20 protein-coding genes and 2 pseudogenes are annotated in these 22460 nt (G+C 62.6%); 15 read left to right on the top strand and 7 right to left on the bottom strand.

The annotated features are described in order from the left end of the window. Nucleotides 1–1033 precede the first annotated feature (1033 nt). Nucleotides 1034–1513: a 2-isopropylmalate synthase gene (locus DB708_RS04400; RefSeq protein WP_409347554.1), complete on the top strand. Its 480-nt coding sequence runs from the start codon at nucleotides 1034–1036 to the stop codon at nucleotides 1511–1513. A gap of 18 nt (nucleotides 1514–1531) precedes the next feature. On the opposite strand, the gene DB708_RS04395 is transcribed toward DB708_RS04400, so the two are convergent. Next, complete coding sequence (locus DB708_RS04395) at nucleotides 1532–3013, bottom strand: cytochrome P450 (protein ID WP_108920738.1); 1482 nt, start codon at nucleotides 3011–3013, stop codon at nucleotides 1532–1534. A gap of 115 nt (nucleotides 3014–3128) precedes the next feature. On the opposite strand from DB708_RS04395, the gene DB708_RS04390 reads away from it, so the two are divergent. Beyond that, the gene (locus DB708_RS04390; protein ID WP_108920737.1) at nucleotides 3129–3770 is read left to right on the top strand and encodes a TetR/AcrR family transcriptional regulator; all 642 of its coding nucleotides are present in this window, start codon (nucleotides 3129–3131) and stop codon (nucleotides 3768–3770) included. A 36-nt stretch (nucleotides 3771–3806) separates the two neighbouring features. Continuing rightward, the gene (locus DB708_RS04385) at nucleotides 3807–4712 is read left to right on the top strand and encodes an SDR family oxidoreductase (RefSeq protein WP_108920736.1); all 906 of its coding nucleotides are present in this window, start codon (nucleotides 3807–3809) and stop codon (nucleotides 4710–4712) included. Here the strand turns inward: DB708_RS04385 and DB708_RS04380 are convergent. Both DB708_RS04380 and DB708_RS04375 read right to left on the bottom strand, forming a co-directional pair. Further along, nucleotides 4674–5726, bottom strand: coding sequence for a DNA polymerase IV (locus DB708_RS04380; protein WP_108920735.1), 1053 nt, complete (start codon nucleotides 5724–5726; stop codon nucleotides 4674–4676). The genes DB708_RS04385 and DB708_RS04380 overlap by 39 nt on opposite strands. Nucleotides 5727–5736: 10 nt before the next feature. Further along, entirely contained in the window at nucleotides 5737–6351 is a 615-nt protein-coding gene (locus DB708_RS04375) for a TetR/AcrR family transcriptional regulator (protein WP_108920734.1), read from the bottom strand. 91 nt (nucleotides 6352–6442) lie between these two features. Between DB708_RS04375 and DB708_RS04370 the strand changes: the two genes are divergently transcribed. The 11 genes and pseudogenes from DB708_RS04370 (at nucleotide 6443) to DB708_RS04320 (ending at nucleotide 19111) form a co-directional block, all read left to right on the top strand. Continuing rightward, complete coding sequence (locus DB708_RS04370) at nucleotides 6443–7000, top strand: NAD(P)H-dependent oxidoreductase (RefSeq protein WP_201263417.1); 558 nt, start codon at nucleotides 6443–6445, stop codon at nucleotides 6998–7000. A gap of 521 nt (nucleotides 7001–7521) precedes the next feature. Further along, nucleotides 7522–7761 carry a redoxin NrdH gene (locus tag DB708_RS04365; protein ID WP_108920733.1) on the top strand — a complete coding sequence of 80 codons (240 nt, stop codon included), beginning with the start codon at nucleotides 7522–7524 and terminating at the stop codon, nucleotides 7759–7761. A 35-nt stretch (nucleotides 7762–7796) separates the two neighbouring features. Continuing rightward, entirely contained in the window at nucleotides 7797–8249 is a 453-nt protein-coding gene (gene nrdI / locus DB708_RS04360; RefSeq protein ID WP_108920732.1) for a class Ib ribonucleoside-diphosphate reductase assembly flavoprotein NrdI, read from the top strand. Further along, complete coding sequence (gene nrdE / locus DB708_RS04355; protein WP_108920731.1) at nucleotides 8219–10384, top strand: class 1b ribonucleoside-diphosphate reductase subunit alpha; 2166 nt, start codon at nucleotides 8219–8221, stop codon at nucleotides 10382–10384. Before nrdI ends, nrdE begins: the two co-directional genes overlap by 31 nt. 209 nt (nucleotides 10385–10593) lie before the next feature. After that, entirely contained in the window at nucleotides 10594–11496 is a 903-nt protein-coding gene (locus DB708_RS04350) for an SAM-dependent methyltransferase (RefSeq protein ID WP_108920730.1), read from the top strand. Between the two features lie 109 nt (nucleotides 11497–11605). After that, nucleotides 11606–12049: an MmpS family transport accessory protein gene (locus tag DB708_RS04345; RefSeq protein ID WP_108920729.1), complete on the top strand. Its 444-nt coding sequence runs from the start codon at nucleotides 11606–11608 to the stop codon at nucleotides 12047–12049. Then, nucleotides 12046–14897, top strand: a pseudogene (locus tag DB708_RS04340) (MMPL/RND family transporter). Before DB708_RS04345 ends, DB708_RS04340 begins: the two are co-directional and overlap by 4 nt. Before the next feature lie 180 nt (nucleotides 14898–15077). Then, nucleotides 15078–16055, top strand: coding sequence for an AraC family transcriptional regulator (locus DB708_RS04335; RefSeq protein WP_108920728.1), 978 nt, complete (start codon nucleotides 15078–15080; stop codon nucleotides 16053–16055). Between the two features lie 123 nt (nucleotides 16056–16178). Beyond that, nucleotides 16179–16916: a TetR/AcrR family transcriptional regulator gene (locus tag DB708_RS04330; protein ID WP_108920981.1), complete on the top strand. Its 738-nt coding sequence runs from the start codon at nucleotides 16179–16181 to the stop codon at nucleotides 16914–16916. Between the two features lie 169 nt (nucleotides 16917–17085). Continuing rightward, complete coding sequence (locus DB708_RS04325) at nucleotides 17086–18657, top strand: flavin-containing monooxygenase (protein ID WP_235616641.1); 1572 nt, start codon at nucleotides 17086–17088, stop codon at nucleotides 18655–18657. Then, nucleotides 18654–19111, top strand: a pseudogene (locus tag DB708_RS04320) (universal stress protein). The gene DB708_RS04325 and the pseudogene DB708_RS04320 overlap by 4 nt, the downstream one beginning before the upstream one ends. A 24-nt stretch (nucleotides 19112–19135) precedes the next feature. On the opposite strand, the gene DB708_RS04315 reads toward DB708_RS04320, so the two are convergent. The 4 genes from DB708_RS04315 to DB708_RS04300 are packed head-to-tail and all read right to left on the bottom strand — an operon-like array spanning nucleotide 19136 to nucleotide 21746. Next, complete coding sequence (locus DB708_RS04315; protein WP_108920726.1) at nucleotides 19136–19702, bottom strand: TetR/AcrR family transcriptional regulator; 567 nt, start codon at nucleotides 19700–19702, stop codon at nucleotides 19136–19138. Next, entirely contained in the window at nucleotides 19686–20132 is a 447-nt protein-coding gene (locus DB708_RS04310; RefSeq protein WP_108920725.1) for an SRPBCC family protein, read from the bottom strand. The genes DB708_RS04315 and DB708_RS04310 overlap by 17 nt, the downstream gene beginning before the upstream one ends. A gap of 33 nt (nucleotides 20133–20165) precedes the next feature. After that, nucleotides 20166–20597: a phytoene desaturase family protein gene (locus DB708_RS04305; RefSeq protein ID WP_108920724.1), complete on the bottom strand. Its 432-nt coding sequence runs from the start codon at nucleotides 20595–20597 to the stop codon at nucleotides 20166–20168. Between the two features lie 39 nt (nucleotides 20598–20636). Continuing rightward, entirely contained in the window at nucleotides 20637–21746 is a 1110-nt protein-coding gene (locus tag DB708_RS04300) for a phytoene desaturase family protein (RefSeq protein WP_108920723.1), read from the bottom strand. 93 nt (nucleotides 21747–21839) lie between these two features. On the opposite strand from DB708_RS04300, the gene DB708_RS04295 reads away from it, so the two are divergent. Further along, a complete protein-coding gene (locus tag DB708_RS04295) occupies nucleotides 21840–22442 on the top strand; it encodes a TetR/AcrR family transcriptional regulator (RefSeq protein ID WP_133250975.1) in 603 nt (200 codons plus the stop codon). Nucleotides 22443–22460 lie beyond the last annotated feature (18 nt).

Genomic DNA, 22460 nt, shown 5'->3' with positions numbered 1-22460 from the left:
ATCCCGTTTGGCTAGAGGCAAATGGTGGAGCAGCCCGTGCCGCCGGCGGCTGTGGAGCATCCCGTCGGGACTAGCAACACCGCGACGACACCCGTCGCTGCTGCCACTGCTCTTAGGGTTTTCCTGGTGCGTTTCGACTTCATTGTCGTGCCTTTCCGAGTGAGGGGACAATCTAGCCGTTGATGGCCAATGCGACGGGGCGCATACCCTCTGTTAAACACGTGTAAACCAGATTTTTTGAGGTTTTTCATGGCGCCTGCTAAAAGCCGTGTTTTGTCACATCGGTACTGGCGCAACGCAATAAAGTTTTGTCATATCTGCACTGGCACAACACATAAAGATTTGTCATATCTGCACTGGCATAACGCGGTAAAGAATGAGTTCTGTCACGTCTGTACTGGCGCCGCGCAGTAGGGATCAGCCTTTATCAAATCCTCACTGGCACAATGCAATTGAGTATGATCATACCGGGACTGGCGCAATGCACTCGGGCAATTGCGCCGCAGGACGGGCGGTCTGAATCGATGAAGTTAATGCACGAACTTGGCGATCAGTTCTCTGCTGCTGCTATTCGCTCCCACGCGGATGACAATCTCGTCGGCACCAACAGAATTTCGATCAGGCCTATCGCAACTGTCGCCGCTTCACGCGCCTTCTCGAGGGTTGTCGACTTCATTGCCGTTGCCTTTCATCTGAGGGGGCGGGTAGCCGCTTGAGGCTAAGGCGACGACGGGATAACCACTATTTAACCAAGGTAAACCTAATTTGGTGAATTTGTTTCAAACGTCGTCTAGCGGTCGCGAAAATGAAGTTGCACTCTCGACGGACGGCGCCTACTGTCGCGTTCGTGCGTCTTCTCCAGAGTGCCGTAGTAGCCAGCACCCGCAGCGGGGTCTGATCCAGACCGACCCCCCGCTGTGGGTCGGAAGCTACTACCGTCGGTCGCTCCTGTTGACCAGAGAAGACCGACGCAATGCCTCTTACGCAGCCCCTTTCCAGACCTCAGTCCCTTCGCGAGCTGGACTCAGCCAGTGTGGTGGCGCACCCGTGCGACGCCAATGCGTGGTTCGGCGATCGCTTCGGGGTCGCCTTGCCGCGCGGCCTGCGGGAACAAGCCGGCGCGATGCCCTGGGAGAGTTTCCTGGCCAGCTATGGCCAGGCCGCCGGCCCACTACGGATAGGGCACTGGAAGTGCGCGGACATCGAGCGACCCACTGGGCGGCTCGGTGCGCAAGCCCGCAACTTCCGGGCGATGATCGCCATCGGCGATTGCATCAGCACCTCGACCGCTGCCGCCAGCGGGCCGATCGCCGCACTCACCGCAATGTTGCACGAGCGCGGAATCGCGATCGAAACACTGAATTTCCATCAGATGGCTTCTGACGGATGCACCGCAACGTTCATCTGCGGCAGCGACGGCATCCGCGCCGAGTGGGCAATGGGTCTGTCCGAAGATCCGATTCAGTCGGCGCTGCGCGCGCTGATCACGTGCGCCAATCGGCTGATGGCCTGAGCTCGCGGGTACTCGAGTTCAGATCGGGCGCAACATAATCGGCATGCCGTCTTTCTGCACCGGCATCCCGCCGTAGTCCCACTCGCACTTGTAGCCCGGGCGGGGTTGCTCCAACCGGTAGCGGCGCAGCAGGCGGTGCAGGATCGTCTTGATCTCCAACTGCCCGAACGTCATGCCGATGCACTTGTGGGCGCCCCCGCCGAACGGTGTGAACGCATAGCGGTGCCGTTTGTGCTCGTTGCGTGGCTCGGTGAACCGCTCCGGGTCGAATTTCAGTGGGTCCGTCCATAATTCGGGGAGCCGGTGATTCATGCCCGGGTAGGCGATGACGTTGGTGCCCTTGGGAATGTAGTAGCCCAGCAGTTCGGTGTCGCGCACCGTCTGCCGCATGGCCCACTGCACCGGGGTCACCAGCCGGATCGACTCGTTCATTACCAGGTCGAGTGACTCCAACTTCTCCAGCGACTCGATGTCGACGGGCCCGTCGCCGAGCCGGTCGGATTCTTCGCGGCAGCGCTGCTGCCATTCCGGGTGGGCGGCAAGGTTATAGGCCATCGTCGTCACCGTCGATGTCGACGTGTCGTGTGCGGCCATCATCAGGAAGATCATGTGGTTGACGATGTCCTCGTCGGAGAACTTGTTGCCGTCCTCGTCCTCGGTGCGGCACAACACCGACAGCAGGTCGTCGCCTTGGGTGGCCCGCTGTTCCTTGACTCGGTCGCGGAAGTAGTTCTCCAGCAATTCGCGGGCCTTGAGTCCACGCCACCAGGTGAACGGCGGCACGGGAGTGCGGATGATCGCGTTGCCCGCGCGCGTGGTGATCGCAAACGCGTTGTTGACCTTGGTCACCAGTTCGTGGTCGGTGCCCGGCTCGTGGCCCATGAACACCATCGACGCGATGTCGAGCGTCAGTTCCTTCATTGCCGGGTAGAGCAGGAAGCGCGCGTCATTGGCCACCCAGTCGCTGGCGATCGTCTGCGAGACCACCTTGTCCATCTGCTCGACGTAGCTGACCAGCCGGGAGCGGACGAAGGCCTCCTGCATGATCCGCCGGTGGAACATGTGCTCTTCGAAGTCGAGCAGCATCAGGCCGCGGTGGAAGAAGGGACCGATCACCGGAACCCAGCCCTGCTGCGAGAAGTCCTTGTTGCGGTTGGAGTAGACGACCTGCGCGGCATCTGGGCCCAGGGCGGCGATGCCCGGCAGCACGGGTGAATCTCCGAAGACCACGGGCCCCTTGGTTTGGTAGAGGTGCATCAGATAGTCGGGTCCGCCCCGCAGCATCTCGATGATGTGCCCGATGACCGGAAGTCCCGCGTCGCCGACGGCCGCCTTGAGGCCGCTGCCCGGCGGTGGGTCGGCGAGTTTGCGCTCCTCGAACTGAGTATTCAGCAGCTTGCGCTCGACCATCCCCATACCGGGAAAGTTGTTGATCGACGGGGTGAACCGGCGCCGTGCCTGGTCAAGCAGGTAATGCGGCGTGCTGATGGTGGCGGGCATGGACGCTCCTTTGCGGACCCGGGGCTGGTGACATCCGTCACTTGCCACTATCCTTCGATACAAAGTTGACGGCTGTCAAGTTTGTATTTGGAGTGGTGTGGTGCAAGGTCAGGGGATGAGCAGCCACGCGGAGCCGGGTGAGTCGGCCACTCGACGACGTGGCGACAAGCACCGGCAGGCGATCATGGCCGCGGTACGTGAACTGCTCCAGGAGCGGCCCTTCGCGGAGCTGTCGGTCAGCACCATCAGCCTTCGCGCCGGGGTGGGCCGGTCCGGCTTCTACTTCTACTTCGACTCCAAGTACGCGGTGCTCGCGCAGATCGTGGCCGAAGCCACCCAGGAGCTCGAAGAACTCACGCAGTTTTTCGCTCCCCGCCGTCCCGACGAGTCACCGGAGCAGTTCGCCAAGCGGATGGTGGGTAGCGCCGCCGCCGTCTACGCGCACAACGACCCGGTGATGGCGGCCTGTAATGCGGCCCGCTACACCGATATCGAGATCCGGGGCATTCTCGATCAGCAGTTCGACGAGGTCGTGCGCGAGATCGTTGCCATCGTCGACGCCGAGATGAAGGCCGGGACCGCGAGTCCGATCAGCGACGACATCACGACCCTGGTGCGCACCCTGACCGGTACCACCGCGCTGATGCTCAGCGGTGACCCGGCGTTTATCGGCGGAGCGGACGACGACATCGACCGTCGCATTCGCCTGCTCGAGCAGTTGTGGCTCAACTCCTTGTGGGGTGGCGGCCGGGGATAACGCGGCCCAGCCGGTACCGGCGGTATCGTCACCCTCATGGCGCAACGGGGATCCGCGCGGTACTTCGCAGGGAAGCGCTGTCTTGTCACCGGCGCGGCCAGCGGCATCGGCCGGGCTACCGCGTTGCGGCTGGCGGCGCACGGGGCCGAGCTGTTTCTGACGGATCGCGACGCGGACGGGCTGGCGCAGACCGTGGCCGATGCCCGTGCGCTGGGGTCTCAGGTGCCGGCGCACCGGGTGCTGGATATCGCCGACTATCACGAGGTCGCGGCGTTCGCCGCCGACGTCCACGCCACGCACCCGAGCATGGACGTCGTGATGAACATCGCCGGCGTATCGGCCTGGGGCACCGTCGATCGGCTGAGCCACGAGCAGTGGACCAAGATGGTCGAGATCAATCTGATGGGCCCGATCCACGTCATCGAATCGTTTGTTCCCCCAATGGTCGTGGCGCGCCGCGGTGGGCATGTTGTCAATGTGTCGTCGGCGGCCGGGCTGGTCGCGCTGCCGTGGCATGCGGCCTACAGCGCCAGCAAGTTCGGACTCCGTGGCCTGTCCGAGGTGCTGCGCTTCGACCTGGCCCGGCACCGCATCGGGGTCTCTGTCGTGGTACCCGGGGCGGTAAGGACGCCGCTGGTCAATACCGTCGAAATCGCCGGCGTCGACCGTGAGGACCCCAAGGTCAGCCGGTGGATCGACCGCTTTAGCGGTCATGCGGTGTCACCGGAAAAGGCTGCCGACAAGATCATGGCGGGCGTCGCGAAGAACAGATACCTGATCTACACGTCTCAGGACATTCGGGCGCTCTACGCATTCAAGCGGCTGGCGTGGTGGCCTTACAGCGTGGCGATGCGGCAGGTTAACGTCATCTTCACGCGGGCGCTTCGGCCCAGCCCGGCCCAGCTAGGCCGGCAGCACCAATTCGAGCCGGACCCCGAGTAGCCGGACCGGACGGTCGAGTTCGAACAGATCCAGGACGCCCAGCGCCGCTGCGACGATGACGTCAGGATCGGTAGTTGGCGCCGGCAGCTTGCGAATCTTGGTGCGGGTGTAGAACGTCGCTGTACGCACGGTGACCGCGACCCGGGTAACAGTGCGGGCCGATGCCACAACTTCATCCAGCGCGCGCCTCGCCAATTGTGTGACAGCCGAGTCCATTTCGGAGCGGTCGGTGAGGTCGCGCGGGAAGGTGACGACATGGCTGCGAGAGCGCGGGACCCACGGTTTGGCGCTGACCTCCGCGTCGCCGCCGCCCTTGGCGAGCAGCAGCAGCCACAGGCCGGTGCGTGGTCCGAAGGTGGACGTCAGGACCTCGGCGTCACTGTTGGCCAACTCTCGTACCGTGGTGATATCCAGGGCCGCAAGCCTTTTCGCCGCCTTAGGGCCGACGCCCCACAGCGCGTCGACCGGCTGATCGGCCATTACGTCCATCCAGTTCGCGTCGGCGAGCACAAATACTCCGCCCGGCTTCCCAAAGCCGGTGGCCACCTTCGCGCGCTGTTTGTTGTCGCTGATGCCGACCGAACAAGACAGTCCGGTTTCTGAAAAGACAACGGCGCGAATCTCTTCCGCGACTTCAGTGGGATCGGCATGCGTCACCGACAGGTAGGCTTCGTCCCAGCCCCATACCTCGACCGGGTGCCCTAGGTCGCGTAGCAGCCCCATCACCTGGTCGGACGCCTCGTCGTAGGTGGCCGGATCCGACGGCAAGAAGGTGGCGCCTGAGTTTGGCGGGCAGCGCCGAGCGGCGGTGCGCAACGGCATGCCCGCGTGTACCCCGAACTCACGAGCCTCGTACGACGCGCAGGTGACGACCTTTCGCGGCTCGGTGGGATCACCGCTGCCGCCCACGATGACGGGTAGCCCAGCCAGTTCGGGATGACGGCGCAGTTCGACCGAGGCCAGAAATTGATCGAGATCAACGTGCAGGACCCAACTGGATGGCGGTGCGACCATGTCGGTCAGGTCACTGTCCGCATAGCTTGCGCGCCAGACTCTCCCAGGCATCGCCCAGCGTCTCAAGAGTGTGGCCGCCGTAATTCAGTTGGTGCTCAACGTAATCCACGTCTAGCAAGGCCAGCAACGCGTCGGTCTGCACATCGAGATCGCCGCTGGTGTTGGCCGCTTGCAGCAGCACCCGCACATGCGTGCGCTGCACCGCTGCGGCCCCGACGTGGCGGGTGAGCGGCTCGCCTTTGGCCGCCGACAGCAGTGCGTGATGGGTGTGGACAAAGCGCAGGCGATCGCGGCCGAATGCCTCCAGTCGATCCATCGGCGGCGCGTCGGGCCCCAGCGGTGGCGGCCCGAACAGGAAGGCCTGCTGACTGCTGCGCTCGTCCTCGTCGAGCAGCACCATCATCAGCCCGGCCCGACTGCCGAACCGGCGGAACAGCGTGCCCTTGCCGACGCCGGCAGCCGCGGCGACGTCGTCCATCGTGACCGCTTCGGCGCCGCGTTTGGCGACCAAACGGCGGGCCGCCTGCAGCAGCAGCTCCCGGTTGCGCGCGGCGTCGCCCCGTTCCTGGGGTAGCTCGCGCGGAGCCGACACACGCAACTCGCCCAATCGCTCGACACCGCTCACCCCTGCACTTTAACGCGGCTGGAATAAAACGGACTATAGTCCGCTTAACCCGTGCGAAGATGTAGACCAACAACCGGAGGGAAACGAAACAGTGGCAGAGATCAAGGTCCTGGCGTTGGTGGGCAGCCTGCGCGCGGCATCGATAAATCGCAAGATCGCCGAACTGGCGGTTGACGTGGCGCCCGACGATGTCATCGTCACCGTGTTCGAAGGTCTGGCCGAGCTTCCGTTCTACAACGAGGAGATCGATGACTCGATGAACCCCGAGGCTGCTGCGCTGGCTCCGGTGGATGCACTACGCGCCGCGGCGGCTGCGGCAGACGCCGCGCTGGTGGTCACCCCCGAGTACAACGGCAGCATTCCGGCCGTCGTCAAGAACGCGATCGACTGGCTGTCTCGCCCATTTGGCAACGGCGCGTTGAAGGACAAGCCGCTGGCGGTCGTCGGCGGGGCCTTCGGCCGATATGGCGGAGTTTGGGCGCACGACGAGACCCGCAAGTCGTTCGGCATCGCCGGCGCCCGGGTCGTCGAGGCGGTCAAACTGTCGGTGCCGTTCGCAACTTTGGAGGGCAAGGCCCCCGCCGAGCACGCCGAGTTAGTGGCCAATGTGCGCGACGCCGTCGGCAAGCTCGCGGCCGAAGTCGGCTGAATTTGGCTGCCTGAAATTGGTAGAAGCCAACAAGGCGTTCGCTGGGTGACCAGCAGCGTTCCGGAAAGTTAATAGTTAAAGCCGCCAGCTAGTGCTGGCGGCTTTGCTAGCTGCGGGCAAGCACGACGGCGGCACCCGGGTTGTCGGTGGCCGCTGCTATACCAGTACGCATGAGCGTTCTGGGCCGGGTTTGTGATCTGCGACACGCCGGGGCGTGGCTGCGCGACAGCGCTTACGACCAGGGAATTTCAGAATTGTTATTCAGAACATGTTGTATCTCGACATCTTGTCAGCCACTAGGTGTAGTGTTTCGGGAGCCGGCAGATCCCAGGTTCACGAAGCTCGCAAGGCCCACTGAACCTCCCGAAATCGGCTTAGCCAGGTCGTTCAGCCTGACAGCCGCAAGACGGGAATCCGGGGGCTTGACGGATCGCTGAACATAGCGGCGATGTAGTGCCCCAAGCAGTTGCCAGTCCGTAATAAAACTCCCGACCTTCCTTCCCCGCAGAGGAGCGGCTTCCATGAGCATCACCGTGTACACCAAGCCGGCATGTGTGCAGTGCAGCGCCACCTACAAGGCTCTCGACAAGCAGGGTCTTGCTTACGAGAAGGTCGACATCAGCCTGGACGCCGAGGCGCGCGACTTCGTGATGGCACTGGGTTATCTGCAGGCCCCCGTCGTGGTGGCAGGAGATGCCCACTGGTCGGGCTTCCGGCCCGATCGCATCAAGGCGCTTGCCGGAGCCGCGCTGAGCGCGTAGTGCAGTAGATGAGCAAGTAAGGAGGTTGCGGTGCCATGGACATCACGCAGCGCAACCTGGTCTATTTTTCCTCGGTGTCGGAGAACACCCACCGTTTCGTGCAGAAGCTGGGTGTCCCCGCCACCCGAATCCCGCTGCGTGGCCGTATCGAGGTCGACGAACCGTACGTATTGATATTGCCCACGTATGGCGGCGGTCGGGCTACGCCGGACATCGACAACGGTGGCTACGTCCCCAAGCAAGTCATCGCCTTTTTGAACAACGAGCACAACAGGTCGTTGATCCGCGGCGTCATCGCCGCGGGCAACAACAACTTCGGTGCAGAATTCGCCTACGCGGGCAACGTGGTTTCCCGCAAATGTGGCGTGCCCTACCTCTACCGCTTTGAACTGATGGGAACCCCGGACGACGTGGAAGCCGTTCGCGTGGGCCTTATTGAATTCTGGAAGGAACAGACGTGCCACCAACCGTCGCTGCAGAGCCTATAACCGCTGGCACGCATGTGTTGCCCGAAGAGACGGACTACCACGCGCTGAACGCCATGCTGAATCTGTACGACAAGGACGGCAAGATTCAGTTCGAGAAAGACGTTCTCGCGGCGCGTCAGTACTTCCTGGAGCACGTCAACCAGAACACGGTCTTCTTCCACAATCAGGACGAGAAGATCGACTACCTGATCCGCGAGAACTATTACGAGCGTGAGGTTCTTGACCAGTACTCGCGCAACTTCGTCAAGACGCTGCTGGACCGTGCCTACGCCAAGAAGTTCCGGTTCCCGACGTTCCTGGGCGCGTTCAAGTACTACACCTCCTACACGCTCAAGACGTTCGACGGAAAGCGCTACCTGGAGCGCTTCGAGGACCGGGTCGTCATGGTGGCGCTGACCCTGGCCGCCGGCGACACGGTGCTGGCAGAGAAGCTGGTCGACGAGATCATCGAAGGGCGGTTCCAGCCGGCCACCCCGACGTTCTTGAACTCGGGCAAAAAGCAGCGCGGGGAACCGGTGAGCTGCTTCCTGCTGCGCATCGAGGACAACATGGAGTCGATCGGGCGTTCGATCAACTCCGCACTGCAGCTATCCAAGCGCGGTGGGGGAGTTGCGTTGCTGCTGACCAACATTCGTGAGCAAGGCGCGCCGATCAAGAACATCGAGAACCAGTCTTCGGGTGTCATCCCGATCATGAAGCTGCTCGAGGATTCGTTCTCCTACGCCAATCAGCTGGGCGCGCGCCAGGGTGCGGGTGCGGTGTACCTCAACGCGCATCACCCTGACATCTACCGCTTCTTGGACACCAAGCGCGAGAACGCCGACGAGAAGATCCGGATCAAGACCCTGAGCCTGGGGGTGGTGATTCCCGACATCACCTTCGAGCTGGCCAAGAACAACGAGGACATGTATCTGTTCTCGCCCTACGACGTCGAGCGGGTCTACGGCACGGCGTTCGCCGACATCTCGGTGACCGAGAAGTACTACGAGATGGTCGATGACGCGCGCATCCGCAAGACCAAGATCAAGGCGCGGGAGTTCTTCCAGACGCTGGCCGAGCTGCAGTTCGAGTCCGGCTACCCGTACATCATGTACGAGGACACGGTGAACCGGGCCAACCCGATCGAGGGCAAGATCACCCACTCCAACCTGTGCTCGGAGATCCTGCAGGTGTCCACACCGTCGTTGTTCAACGACGACCTGTCCTATGCCAAGGTGGGCAAGGACATTTCGTGCAACCTCGGGTCGCTGAACATCGCCAAGACGATGGACTCGCCGGACTTCGCGCAGACAATCGAGGTGTCCATCCGTGCGCTGACTGCGGTGAGCGACCAGACTCACATCACCTCGGTACCGTCAATCGAACAGGGCAACAACGACTCTCACGCGATCGGGCTCGGGCAGATGAACCTGCACGGCTACCTGGCTCGCGAGGGCATCTTCTACGGTTCCGAAGAAGGCGTTGATTTCACCAACATGTACTTCTACTCCGTGCTGTATCACGCGCTGCGGGCATCGAATCGCATTGCGATCGAACGAGGTAGGGCATTCGGTGGTTTCGAGCAGTCGAAGTACAAGTCGGGAGAGTTCTTCGACAAATACACCGAACAGGTGTGGGAGCCCGCGACCGACAAGGTCCGTCAGCTGTTCGCCGATGCCGAGATTCGCATCCCGACGCAGGACGACTGGAAGCGGTTGAAGGAGTCGGTGCAAACGCACGGCATCTACAACCAGAACCTGCAGGCAGTCCCGCCGACGGGGTCGATCTCCTACATCAACCACTCGACGAGCTCGATTCACCCGGTCGCGTCGAGGGTCGAGATCCGCAAGGAAGGCAAGATTGGGCGGGTTTACTACCCGGCGCCGTACATGACCAACGAGAACCTGGAGTACTACCAGGACGCGTATGAGATCGGCTACGAGAAGATCATCGACACCTACGCCGCGGCCACCCAGCACGTCGATCAGGGGCTGAGCCTAACGCTGTTCTTCAAGGACACCGCCACCACCCGCGACGTCAACAAGGCGCAGATTTACGCCTGGCGCAAGGGAATCAAGACGCTCTACTACATCCGACTGCGGCAGATGGCCTTGGAAGGAACCGAGGTCGAGGGCTGCGTGTCCTGCATGCTGTAAGTCACAGCGCTGGTTCGACGGCGCGTCGCGTTGGGCAGTTCACACTCGGTCACTGCGAGTTGGCGCCCCGTGGCGCGCCGAGCGCGTTTTTCGGCCATCACCGCGCGATTCGGGTAGACCCGCGGCGGCCATAGCCCTACCTTTGCGGCAGAAAGCGGCCTGAACGATCGAGACTCGTTCAGCCGCCAGATGATCCAAAGGGGCTAGCAATGACACGGACCCGTGACGATAGTTGGGACCTCAAGACCGGCGTAGGCACGACGGCCACGATGGTGGCCGCGGCGCGGGCCGTCGCCAGCAGGCAAACCGATCCGCTGATCTGTGATCCGTTCGCCGAGATCTTGGTGCGAGCGGTCGGATTGAAACTGTTCACCCAGTTAGTGGACGGCACAATCGGATTCGAGGACCTCGAGGTCGACTGGATGCCAGCGTACTTCGGCATGCGCACCAGGAGTCTCGATGGCTTCGTCCTCGATGCATGCCGGTCCGGCATTCGGCAAGCGGTGATCCTGGCCTCTGGATTGGATTGCCGTGCCCATCGTTTGGTTTGGCCAGCGGCGATGTCCATCTACGAAGTGGACCAATCGCAGGTAATTGAGTGGAAGCGCAGTGTCCTGACTCACCTGGGCTGGCCCCCGGCGCAGGGGCACCACCACGTGGGTATCGATCTGCGCCAAGACTGGCCAACGGCGTTGCGGCAAGCGGGTTTCGATGACACTCAGCCGACCGTATGGATCATCGAGGGGCTGCTCATCGGGTTTCTGCCACCCGAGGCACACAACGAGATATTCGATGCGATTACCACATTGAGTGCTTCTGGCAGTCAACTCGAAGCCGATTACGTGGACAGCCCCAGAGCCGACGCGCTCGGAGAAAGCCTTAGCAAGCATCATGCGACATGGAACGCCCGGGACCCCGAAATAGATCTGCGCAGCCTGACTTTCGCCGGCCAGTACGCAGATCCTGTCGCGTATCTGTCCGAGCGTGGCTGGCGGACGCGTAGTGCGGACCTCGCCGGTGTCTTCCGCGCGGCCGGACGGAGCGCTCCCACCGCGGATGGCTTCGTCGAGCTGGCAAGTTTTACGCGGATGCTGAACGGGTTGCGCACCTAACGCGCTGTGACGGCCGGCTTTCTCAGTATCCCTATACCAATCACTCGCGCGGTTCCGGGCTGGCGCGAGTTGGATTTTCATTGAAAATGCCCGGAGGAGGGGCATTCTCATGACCGATTCCATACGTCGGCGACTGGTCAGCAGGCTGTGGCTGCCCGCGCTTGTGGTCGTCGTTGCCGTCCTGGCGGGAATTGTCATCGACTCCGCTCACGGGATCTTCGGCTCCCAGGACCGCACCCGAAGCCCGGGCGGCAAATTCTCGATAGCTCAGTTCAATCCCAAACGCATCGAATACGACCTCTTCGGTGATTTAGCGGGGTGGGGCAGGGTCAGCTACTGGGACGTGAACTCTCGCGCGATCGCGGTCGACCTCGCGGTGTTGCCCTGGACGCATACGGAAATAACTGTATTGACTACGGCTACAGCCGATATCACCGCGCAGGTGGCGGGAGGAAACATTGGCTGCCGCATCACCGTTGACGGGCAGGTGCGCTCCGAACACACGGCAACGGGCGAGCATGCCGGCGTCTGGTGCCAGGTGCTGTCCGCATGAACCACGACAGCGCCACCGATGTGCACAAACCGTTCGTCGCGCGGACCATCCGCAAGTTCGCCGTGCCCGTGGTCCTCGCGTGGATCGCGCTCATGGTTGTACTCAACGTGGCCGTTCCGCAGCTAGAGCCCGTCACCGAGGCAGGCCGGGGTCCTCTGGTCCCGATCGACGCCCCGTCATCCCAGGCACTCATCCACATCGGGGAAGTGTTCAAGGAGTCGGACAGCAACAGCCTGGTGATGGTCGTCTTAGAGGGTGCGCACAAGCTGGACGACGCCGACCACTTGTTCTACAACGACTTGGTCGCAAAACTGCAGCAGGACAAGCACGTTCAATATGTCATGAACCTGTGGGGCCAAGGAACGACCGCCGCGGGAGTGCAGAGCAACGACGGAAAAGCGTCCTACACGCTGGTACGGACCGCCGGCAATCTCGGCTCCGCGGTATCGGACGAATCGATCAAGGCCGTGCGAGATTTGGTCTCGCAGAACAAAACTCCGCCCGGGCTGAAGGTTTACGTCTCGGGTTCGGCACCGCTGTCGGCGGACATGCTCCAAGCCGGCAACGAGAGCCTGATCATGATCATGTTCGTCACCATCGTTCTCATTACCGTGATGCTGCTGGTCGTTTATCGCTCGATCAAAACCGCGCTGCTCGTCCTGTTCATGGTGATGCTGGAATTGAACTGCGGGCGGGGCATCGTCTCCTTCCTGGTCTTTCACAAGTTCATTGGGATCTCCGAGTTCGCGTCGAACCTTCTGGTGTCCCTGATCCTCGGCGCGGGTACCGATTACGCGATCTTTTTGATCGGCCGCTACCACGAAGCGCGCCACGCGGGCGAAGACCGGGAAACCGCGTACTACTCGGCCGTCAACGGCGTCTCCCACGTCATCCTCGGATCTGGTCTCGCCGTTGCCGGCGCAACCTTCTGCCTCAAGTTCACCCGGCTCAACTACTTCAATACCTGTGGGATTCCCTGCGCCGTGGCTGTGCTCACCGCAGTTGCGGCTGCCCTGACCTTCGGTCCCGCTGTGTTGGCGCTGGGCAGCCGCTTCGGGATCTTCGAGCCGAAACATAAAGCCGGAACCGCAATTTGGCGCAAAGTCGGCACGGTAACGGTCCGGTGGCCCGGCCGGGTCCTGCTGGCAAGTTGCTTGGTGGTGCTGGTGGGATCGCTGACGCTTCCCACCTATCGCCCCAATTACGACGACCGCATCTACATCGCCGATGACAGCCCGTCGAAGCTCGGATATGCCGCGAGCGACCGGCATTTCCCGGTCAGCAGGCTGAACGGCGACATGCTCATGGTCGAATCCGATCACGACATGCGCAACAGCACGGACATGATCGCGCTGGACCGGGTGGCACGCACTCACCGGGTGTGGGATTGATTCAGAGTGTCACCAGGCCGCTAGGAACGCCGCTAGAGCATTCGTCGTTCACTTACACGATGGGCTCGATGGGCACGAAGATCAAAGAGATCCTGCCGTTCCTCACCGACCTCAACACCCGGCTCACCGACATGGCCGACATCACGGACCGCATGACGAGTCTGATGCGTCATCAGCAGGAGTTGACGTCGCAACAGGCCGGCGCGGCTCACATCGCCGCCGAAGCCGCTCAAGGCATGAAAGACGTCACTGATTCGATGCGGGACAACATCGCCGACTTTGACGATGTCTGGCGCCCGATCCGAAGTTACTTCTACTGGGAGAAACACTGTTTCGACATCCCGCTTTGCTGGTCACTGCGTTCTCTGTTCGACGCGACCGACAAGATCGATCAGTTGGACGAGCAGATGGACAAGAATCTGAAAGCTGCACTGATTCAGGACTCGGTGATGCCGCAACTGGTCGAACTTCTCGGCCACAACGTTGACCAGCTCAACCAATTCCACCAGGTGGTCCTGGCCGAGCACAGCACGATAGAACCCCAGTTGGCTCAACTGGACGAGCTGAGCCGTCAGATGATTGATCTGGGCTATGCGTTCGACAGTTCGAAGAACGACGAGTTCTTCTATTTGCCACCAGATGCGTTCGCAAATCCCTCTTTTCGTATCGACCTGAAATTTTTCATGTCCCCGGACGGCAAAGCTGCCCGATACATGATCTACCACGACGGTGAAGCGCTCACGGCCCAAGGTATCCATCACGACCAGACCTATCTGCCGGCCGCCGAGGAGGCGTTGAAAGGGACCACGCTCGGCGGAGCACGCGTATATCTCGGCGGCGCCGCGACGACGTACTGGGATATTCAGGACGCGGCCAAAACAGACCTGATCATTGCGGCCACAGCAGCATTCACGTTGATCTTCCTGGTGATGCTGCTCATCACCAGGAGCATGATCGCGGCGTTGGTCATCATTGGAACGGTGGCGTTCTCCTATTCGGGAGCGTTTGGCCTGTCGGTCCTGATCTGGCAGCACCTGCTCGGCATCCCCATGAGCTGGCTGGGCCTGCCGCTCACCTTCATCATCCTGGTGGCAGTCGGTTCGGACTACAACCTGCTGCTCATTGCCCGCTACCTCGAAGAAAGCAAAGCAGGTTTGAACACCGGTCTGATCAGAGCGATCGCTAACTCCGGCAAAGTGGTCACCACCGCCGGTCTGGTCTTCGCCGTCACCATGATGGCAATGGTCTCAGGCGAATTGGTGTCGGTCGGCGAAATGGGATCCACGATCGGCATTGGCCTGCTGCTCGATACACTCATCGTGCGTTCGTTCATCACACCCGCCATTGCCCGTCTGCTCGGACCATTCTTCTGGTGGCCCAGACTGATTCGCTCCAGGCCAGTGCGCACGAGCAGCCGACGACGGGTGGTGCCGGTCGAATACGCGGATATCCCTTGACGCCAACGATGTTGCCAATGCCGGTGGCCGCGAGAATGCTTCTGCTCGGCAGCACGAGCCAGCTCGAACGGCGCACCGTGTCGCATTTTGTGGACAGAACGGCCTAATACCCATAGGTGAATTGCGCAGCACCCGCGCAGACTCGATTGAAGTTGTCCCCGCCATCAGTGGGAGGGCCTCATGCTCGATGGTCTGCGTCTCCGGATCGATACCTCAGATCCGGAAGACGCGCGAGCCCAAATCGCGTCTGTCTACTGTCCGCACAGCCTCACCGTCAAAGGCAGCTTGTCGGCGTTCCGTGCGCGGCACGCCGAGGGAGGCAACAGGGGGTTAGGCGTTTACTCCCTGTCGTATGGGTCGGGTACGACGTTGATGGATTCGTCTACGTTCGACGACTTCGTCCTGGTGTCGCAGCAGATTAGCGGCCAGTTCGCGGTCCGTGCCGAGACTGGGGAACGGCTCGTGTTGCCCGGTGAACACGTGGTGGTGGACGCGCACACGGCCTATCGGCTGCGCTGGGAAGAAAACTGCAATCTTTTCCACGCGCGAATTCGCCGTACCGAGTTCGAGAACGCTGTTGCCGAGTTCACCGGCGCGAGTGAGCCCGCCGCGGTCCGATTTCCGTTGAGCTGGCGCCCGAGCAAGCCGCGAACAGCGACCGTCGCGAAGGTGATGCAATTTCTGCTCCGGAATGCCGGACCGAACGGGTTGCTGGCGTCCAGGGCGCTACTGTCCGCCCAGATGCGTCGGATATTGGTCGCGAGCATCGTCGAGGCCTATCCCGGGATTGTGCACGCGGTCGATGCGGGTTCGAGCGGTGGCGTCAGGCCGCCGGCCGTTCGTCGTGCGGTCGCCTATCTGGAGGTCGCCGCGGCCGAGGATGTCCGGATCAGTGACGTCGCGGCCGCGGCACGGTTGAGCACTCGAGCTCTGCAGGACGCCTTTCGCAAGCACCTGGATACGACACCCATGTCGTATCTGAAGTCCATCCGCCTCGCTCGGGCGCACGCCGACCTGCGGCAGGCGTCCGTCGAGGACGGGGTTACGGTGGCGGCCGTCGCCTACCAGTGGGGGTTCGGTAATCTCGGCCGGTTCTCTGCCGACTACCGGCGAGAGTTCGGCCGCTTGCCCAGCGAGGTACTGCGCGCGCCGCGCTGATGCCGCCGAGCAGCGACATTTGGCGAAACTGGGCCGGGTCGTTAGGGCATGCCGAAAAACAGATACGTACATGCATAGCAGTCTGCGCAGGTCAGCGGGCACAACGGGGTAAGGTGCGTGATTGTGGTGAGAATTCCTCGACCCCACCCGAGCGTGAAGCCGGGGGCCAAGGTCGACGCGCGCAGCGAACGTTGGCGTGAACACCGCAAGAAAGTGCGCAGCGAAATCGTCGAGGCGGCGTTTCGCGCTATCGACCGGCTGGGGCCCGAGCTCAGCGTGCGTGAGATCGCCGAAGAGGCCGGCACCGCCAAGCCGAAGATCTACCGCCACTTCCACGACAAGTCCGATCTGTTCCAGGCGATCGGTGAGCAGCTGCGCGACATGCTGTGGGCGGCGATCTTCCCGTCGATCAATTTGGCCACCGACTCGGCCCGCGAAATCGTCCGGCGCAGCGTCGACGAATACGTCACTCTCGTCGACAAGCACCCCAACGTGCTGCGTGTTTTCATCTCGGCGCGTTCCGGAGCGACCACCGAATCGACGGTGCGCACGCTCGACGAGGGTCGTCAGATCATGTTGACCATGGCCGACATGTTCGACAACGAGCTCAGGGACATGAAGCTGGATCACGCGGCCTTCGAGCTGGCCGCACATGCGGCCTTCGGATCGGCCGCGTCGTCCACCGAGTGGTGGTTGGGCGAACTCGACAGCCCGCGCCGGATGCCGCGCGAACAGTTCGTCGCCCATCTGACCACGATCATGATGGGGGTCATCGTCGGCACCGCCGAGGCGCTGGGCATCGTGGTGGACCCCGACCAGCCGATCCACAGCGCCGTGCGAAGCAATCCTGCCGCGAGCTGAGCTGCGGCGACGGCGTTGACATCGCCTCGGGCATCGATAACACTCGTCGTATCCGATACCTTGGGTACTGGGTATTTACGTTAGCTAGGCGGGGGTCTCTAATTAGCTGCGCCAGCCGACGTACGAGCTGACCGGCCGATAGAAAGACCGATCCACTGTGACCGATGCATTGACACAAGCCGAAGCAAACCCGGCTCCGGGGCCCGAGGCCCCGACGCCGGTGCACACCCGCGCGCTGATCATTGGGACCGGATTCTCCGGTCTGGGTATGGCAATCAAGCTGCAACAGCAGGGTGTGGACTTCGTCATTCTGGAGAAAGCCGACGATGTCGGCGGCACCTGGCGCGACAACAGCTACCCCGGGTGCGCCTGCGACATCCCGTCGCACCTGTACTCGTTCTCGTTTGAGCCCAAGCCGGACTGGAAGAACCCCTTCTCGTATCAGCCCGAGATCTGGGACTACCTCAAGGGAGTCACCGAGAAATACGGGCTGCGCCGCTACGTCGAGTTCAATTCACTCGTCGACCGCGGACATTGGGACGACGAAGAAAACCGCTGGCATATTTTCACCGCCGACGGACGTGAATACATCGCCCAATTCCTGATTTCGGGCGCGGGCGCGCTGCATATCCCGTCGATCCCCGAGATCGAGGGTCGCGACGAATTCCGTGGTCCCGCTTTCCATTCCGCGCAGTGGGATCACAGTGTCGACCTCACCGGCAAGCGGGTGGCGATGATCGGCACCGGCGCCAGTGCGATCCAGATCGTGCCGGAAATCGTCGGACAGGTCGGCGAACTGCAGCTCTACCAACGCACTCCGCCGTGGGTGGTCCCCAGGTCGAATCCTGATCTCCCGATAGCGGTGCGCCGGGCCATGGCGAACGTCCCCGGGCTGCGGGCACTGGTGCGGCTGGTGATTTATTGGGGGCAGGAGGCGCTGGCCGTCGGGATGACCAAGCGGCCGAACCTGCTGAAATTCATTGAGGCGTACTGCAAATACAACATTCGCCGCGCCGTGAAGGACCGCGCGCTGCGCCGCAAGCTGATCCCGAACTACCGCATCGGCTGCAAGCGGATCCTGAACTCCTCCACCTACTACCAGGCCGTGGCGGACCCGAAGACCGAACTGATCACCGACGGCATCGGCCGGATCACGCCCGACGGGATCGTCACCGCCGACGGCACCGAGCACCAGGCCGACGTGATCGTCTACGGCACCGGCTTCCACGTCACCGACTCCTACACCTATGTCCAGATCAAGGGACGCCACGGTGAGGACCTGGTCGACCGCTGGAATCGGGAGGGCATCGGTGCGCACCGCGGCATCACCGTGGCCGAGATGCCCAACCTGTTCTTCCTGCTCGGCCCCAACACTGGGCTGGGGCACAACTCGGTGGTGTTCATGATCGAGTCCCAGATCCGTTACGTCGCCGATGCGATCAAGACCTGCGACAAATACGGTGCCCAGGGTCTGGCACCGAGCCGCGTTGCGCAGGACAAATTCAACGACGAGCTTCAGGAGATGCTGAAGGACTCGGTGTGGAGCCGCGGCGGATGCAGCAGCTGGTATCTCGATGCGCACGGTAAGAACACCGTGCTGTGGGGTGGCTACACCTGGCAGTACTGGCGGGGGACCCGGTCGATCAAACCCGACGAGTACCAATTCTTTGGGGTTCGCACCGATTCACACGGAAAGGGTTCGGCGGTGGCTGCTGTGAGCTCTACACTAGGGGACTTATGAGCGCCTATCAGACCGTCGTGGTCGGCACCGATGGCTCGGACTCGTCGCTGCGTGCGGTAGACCGCGCGGCCGCTATCGCGGCGGATCACGGCGCGAAATTGGTCGTTGCGACGGCACATCCGCAGTCCCCGAGGAACGCGGACGCTACGCCATCCCGCCGGGGAGCGACCACGGTCAGGATTACCGGACGGTGGGCGAGGCCCCTTACTACGCGATCCTGCACAACGCCAGGGAGCGGGCGCACCAAGCCGGGGCCAAGAACGTGGAGGAGAAGGCGATCGTCGGTGCCCCCATCACCGCGCTGGTGCAACTCGCAGAGGAGCTCGACGCCGACCTGATGGTCGTCGGCAACGTCGGGCTCGCCAGCGTCGCCGGACGGCTGCTGGGATCGGTCCCCTCCGAAGTCTCCCGCAGGGCCAAGATGGACGTCCTGATCGTCCACACCGCCGGCTGAAGCATCGTTAAGAATTGTTCGGCCTCATCGAGGTCGATACGTGTCACCGCCCTTGCCGCGCAGCAGAGAAACGAAAGCCTCTGCGGCAGCGTCCACACCGGCATCGTCGTTGGTGGCGACCAGGTCCAGCAGCAGCCCGCGGGTGACGGCCAGCCCGAGCCTCGTCATCGCGGGGTCGGTCGAGCCGGGCGCTGCCGCCTCGACCGCGCTGAGCCAGCCGTTGACCGCGTCCGGAGTCATTCGGGCGAAGGGCTTTTCGCCCTGGGCGGCGCGTGCGTAACACTCGAAGAACAGGCTTTCGAGCCGGCGTAGCTCGGGCCGACGCAGGTCGGCCCACATGGCTGCGAAACCAATCGCTGGGTTCGTGGGCAGCTCACCGAGTAGGCCCATCTGCCGGCGCTCGACCTCCTCGACGACGGCCAGCAATAGATCCTCACGAGAGCCGAAGTGGTGCAGCAACATTCGATGGCTGGTGCCGACGGCGCCGGCCACTTCGCGCAGTGAGCGGTCGCCGATGCCGCCGTCGGCGAACTCGTCGATCAGCGCATCGAGAAGCTGTCGGCGCCGCTGCAGGTCAGGAGTGCGGACCATTGGCCCGGCGCAGCTGCTCCGAGCGGGCCTTGAGGCCCTGGGCCTCCAGCTCGAGAAAGCGCTTGGTCTTCTGGGCCATCAGCCGCCCGACGAGAGCTCCCAGGACACCGCGTTGGTCAAGTTGCTGGCGTACCAAGGTGCGGCCGCCGGGCCCGGCGGTGACATCGTGGCGCGCGGTCACGAGTACGCCGGGGGAGCGTTGCACCCAGGTCCAGGACGAGCCGGGATGGAGCTCGGTGACCTGCCAGACCAGCTTCTGCATGCCGGGCTGTTTGATCGCAAACCGTTTGCCTACAGCGAGTTCGGGTCCATCGAGCCCGACTAGTGAGGTCACCGAGGCGGTCCAGTCGGGCCAGTGCTCGACGTCGGTGAAGACATCCCATACCAGTTCCGGTGCGGCGTCGATCTCGATGCCGTCTTCGCTAAACATGTACCAAATGGTACATGAACGATGGCGCTTTGCCTACGCCGGGGCTACGCGCACGTCGAGATGCTTGAGCGCGGCTTCGGCGCCGTTCCATCCGGGGATGCCGGTGACTCCCGGGCCGGGGTGGGTGCACTGGCCGCACAGGTAGAGGCCGTCGACCGGGGTGGCGAACTTGTCGGCCCCTTCGACGACGCGGCCGGTCCACAGTTGATTGGGCTGCAGCAGGCCGTGCGAGTAGTCACCGGCGTGCGCGCTGAAGGTGCTGCCGAAGTAGCGGTTGGAGAACACGACGCGGTTGGTGACGGAGTCGGCGAATCCGGGCGCGTACGTGTCGAAGATTTGTACGCAGGTGTCGGCGTATTGCTCTTTCCAGCTGCGATTTTCGTCGGCGTCGAGACCGGTGGGGAAGTAGGGCGTGAAGATCGTTGCGCTGTGCTTGCCTTCGGGCGCCAGCGACGAGTCGACCATGCTGGGGATGTAGAGATAGGTGGGCGGTGCGTCGGGCAGCTAGCCCTTGCGGTATTGCTCCCAGGCATCGCTGATGTATTCCGCTGACGGCGCATAGGCGACGGTCGGACACCACTGCCCGTTGTCCTGCATGTAGGGCTGTAGGCGCTCGATCCATTGCGGCGCTTGGTCGATGGTGAGATGCGCCTGGATGTATCCCAGGTTGAAGTTGATCTCCTTGATCTTGCGGATGTAGTCGGGTGGAAAGTTCTGCGCGCCGGCCAGATTCACGAAAGTGGTGAACGGGTCAAGCGACGAGACCACGACGTCGGCGGAAATTGTTGTGCCGTCCCGCAACTGGACACCGGTGGCACGTCCGCCCTCGACCAGGATTTCCTTGACGTGCTGCTTCATCTGTACTTCGGCACCCAGCGATTCCGCGCGCCGGCACAGCGCGGTGCTCAGCGAGCCGATGCCCCCGCGCGGCATGATGTATTCCACGTTGCCGCCGCCGATCAGGTAGTGATACAGCGTCAAGGCGTTCGAGCCCGGCGTCCACGGACCGCCGTCGAACGCGTCGATGGACATCGCGGCCAGCGAGCCCTGGATGCAGCGGCCCTGATCCGGCGCCAGGAAACGGCGAACGGTGTCCATCGTGCTGCCGTACCACATTTGGGCGAAGTCATGGCGAGCCTCGGGCGTGGGCTGTGACGCGATCACCTCGATGATGTCCAGCGGCGGCCCGAACGCCGAGTCGACGAAATACGGTGCGAACCGGCCGATGTGGGCGAATAGGCCGCCCAGGCTAGCCGCCACGTCGGCTCCGTGATCCTCGAACAGATGACGACCCATCCGCTCCAGGTCGTTGTACATCACGAACGGGGTATCGGCGGCGTCGCCGAACGTGCACGTCGAGGTCCACTGATCCATCAACTCGAAGCCCCACTTGGTGAGCTCCAGGCGTTCGGTCATCTCCTGGCGCCAGATCAACACGGCCCAGGCGCCGACGCTGTGCTTGTAGCCGTCGAAGAGTTCGCGGGTCGCGGCCATGCCGCCGAGGAAGTGCGCGCGCTCGAGCACAAGCACTTTCGCGCCGCCCTTGGCCAGCACATTCGCCGCTACCAGACCGTTGTGACCTGCTCCGATGACGATCGCGTCATAGTCCGCCATGCTGACTCCTCCGGTGATAATCCCTCGACAGAAGGCACAATGTCACATCTGACATATTTGCGTCAATGGTGACATTTGGTGTCTGCTAATGGCGTGGAATCTCGTAGTCAGCGCACTCGGCAGGCCCTGTTGCAGGCGGCAATGAAACGCTTCGTCGCCGACGGCGTGCACCAAACCAGCGTGTCCGACATCGTGACCGATGTCGGGGTCACCGAGCGGACCTTCTATCGGCACTTCCCGTCCAAGCACGCGGTGATCTTCGCCGACTACGACATCGGCTTCGAATGGTTCGCTCGCGCGCTGGCACTGCGACCGCACGGCGAACCCATCACCGCGTCGGTGCGAAAAGCCGTAGACGCCTTCCCTTTTGATTTCGCGATGGTTCGCGAAGCCGCCACCATCCGGTCGCGCGACCTGGACCAGGACATCATCAACACGCACATTCGACGGATGACCGATCAGGTCGCTGCCGAGATCAGCCGCTTCATCCACGAACGGTCCAAGCCCACTGCCGACGGAGCCATGATCGCCGACATTGCCGCGCACAGCCTGGCGACCGCGGTGTTCGTCTCGCTGGAAGCGTGGATGAGCAAGGGCGGCGAGGACATCGACGAACTGAGCCGGCTCACCGACATCGCGCTGAGCGCGCTCGAAGACGGCCTCACGCGCACATTGCGCGACGCCGGATTGGATTGACGGCCAAACAACCAACCC

Origin of the sequence: Mycobacterium montefiorense, from assembly GCF_003112775.1 — a bacterium.
Taxonomy (GTDB): Bacteria; Actinomycetota; Actinomycetes; order Mycobacteriales; family Mycobacteriaceae; genus Mycobacterium; species Mycobacterium montefiorense.
Note: the sequence above shows the minus strand (reverse complement) of the source record. Positions and strands in the feature narration are given on the sequence as shown.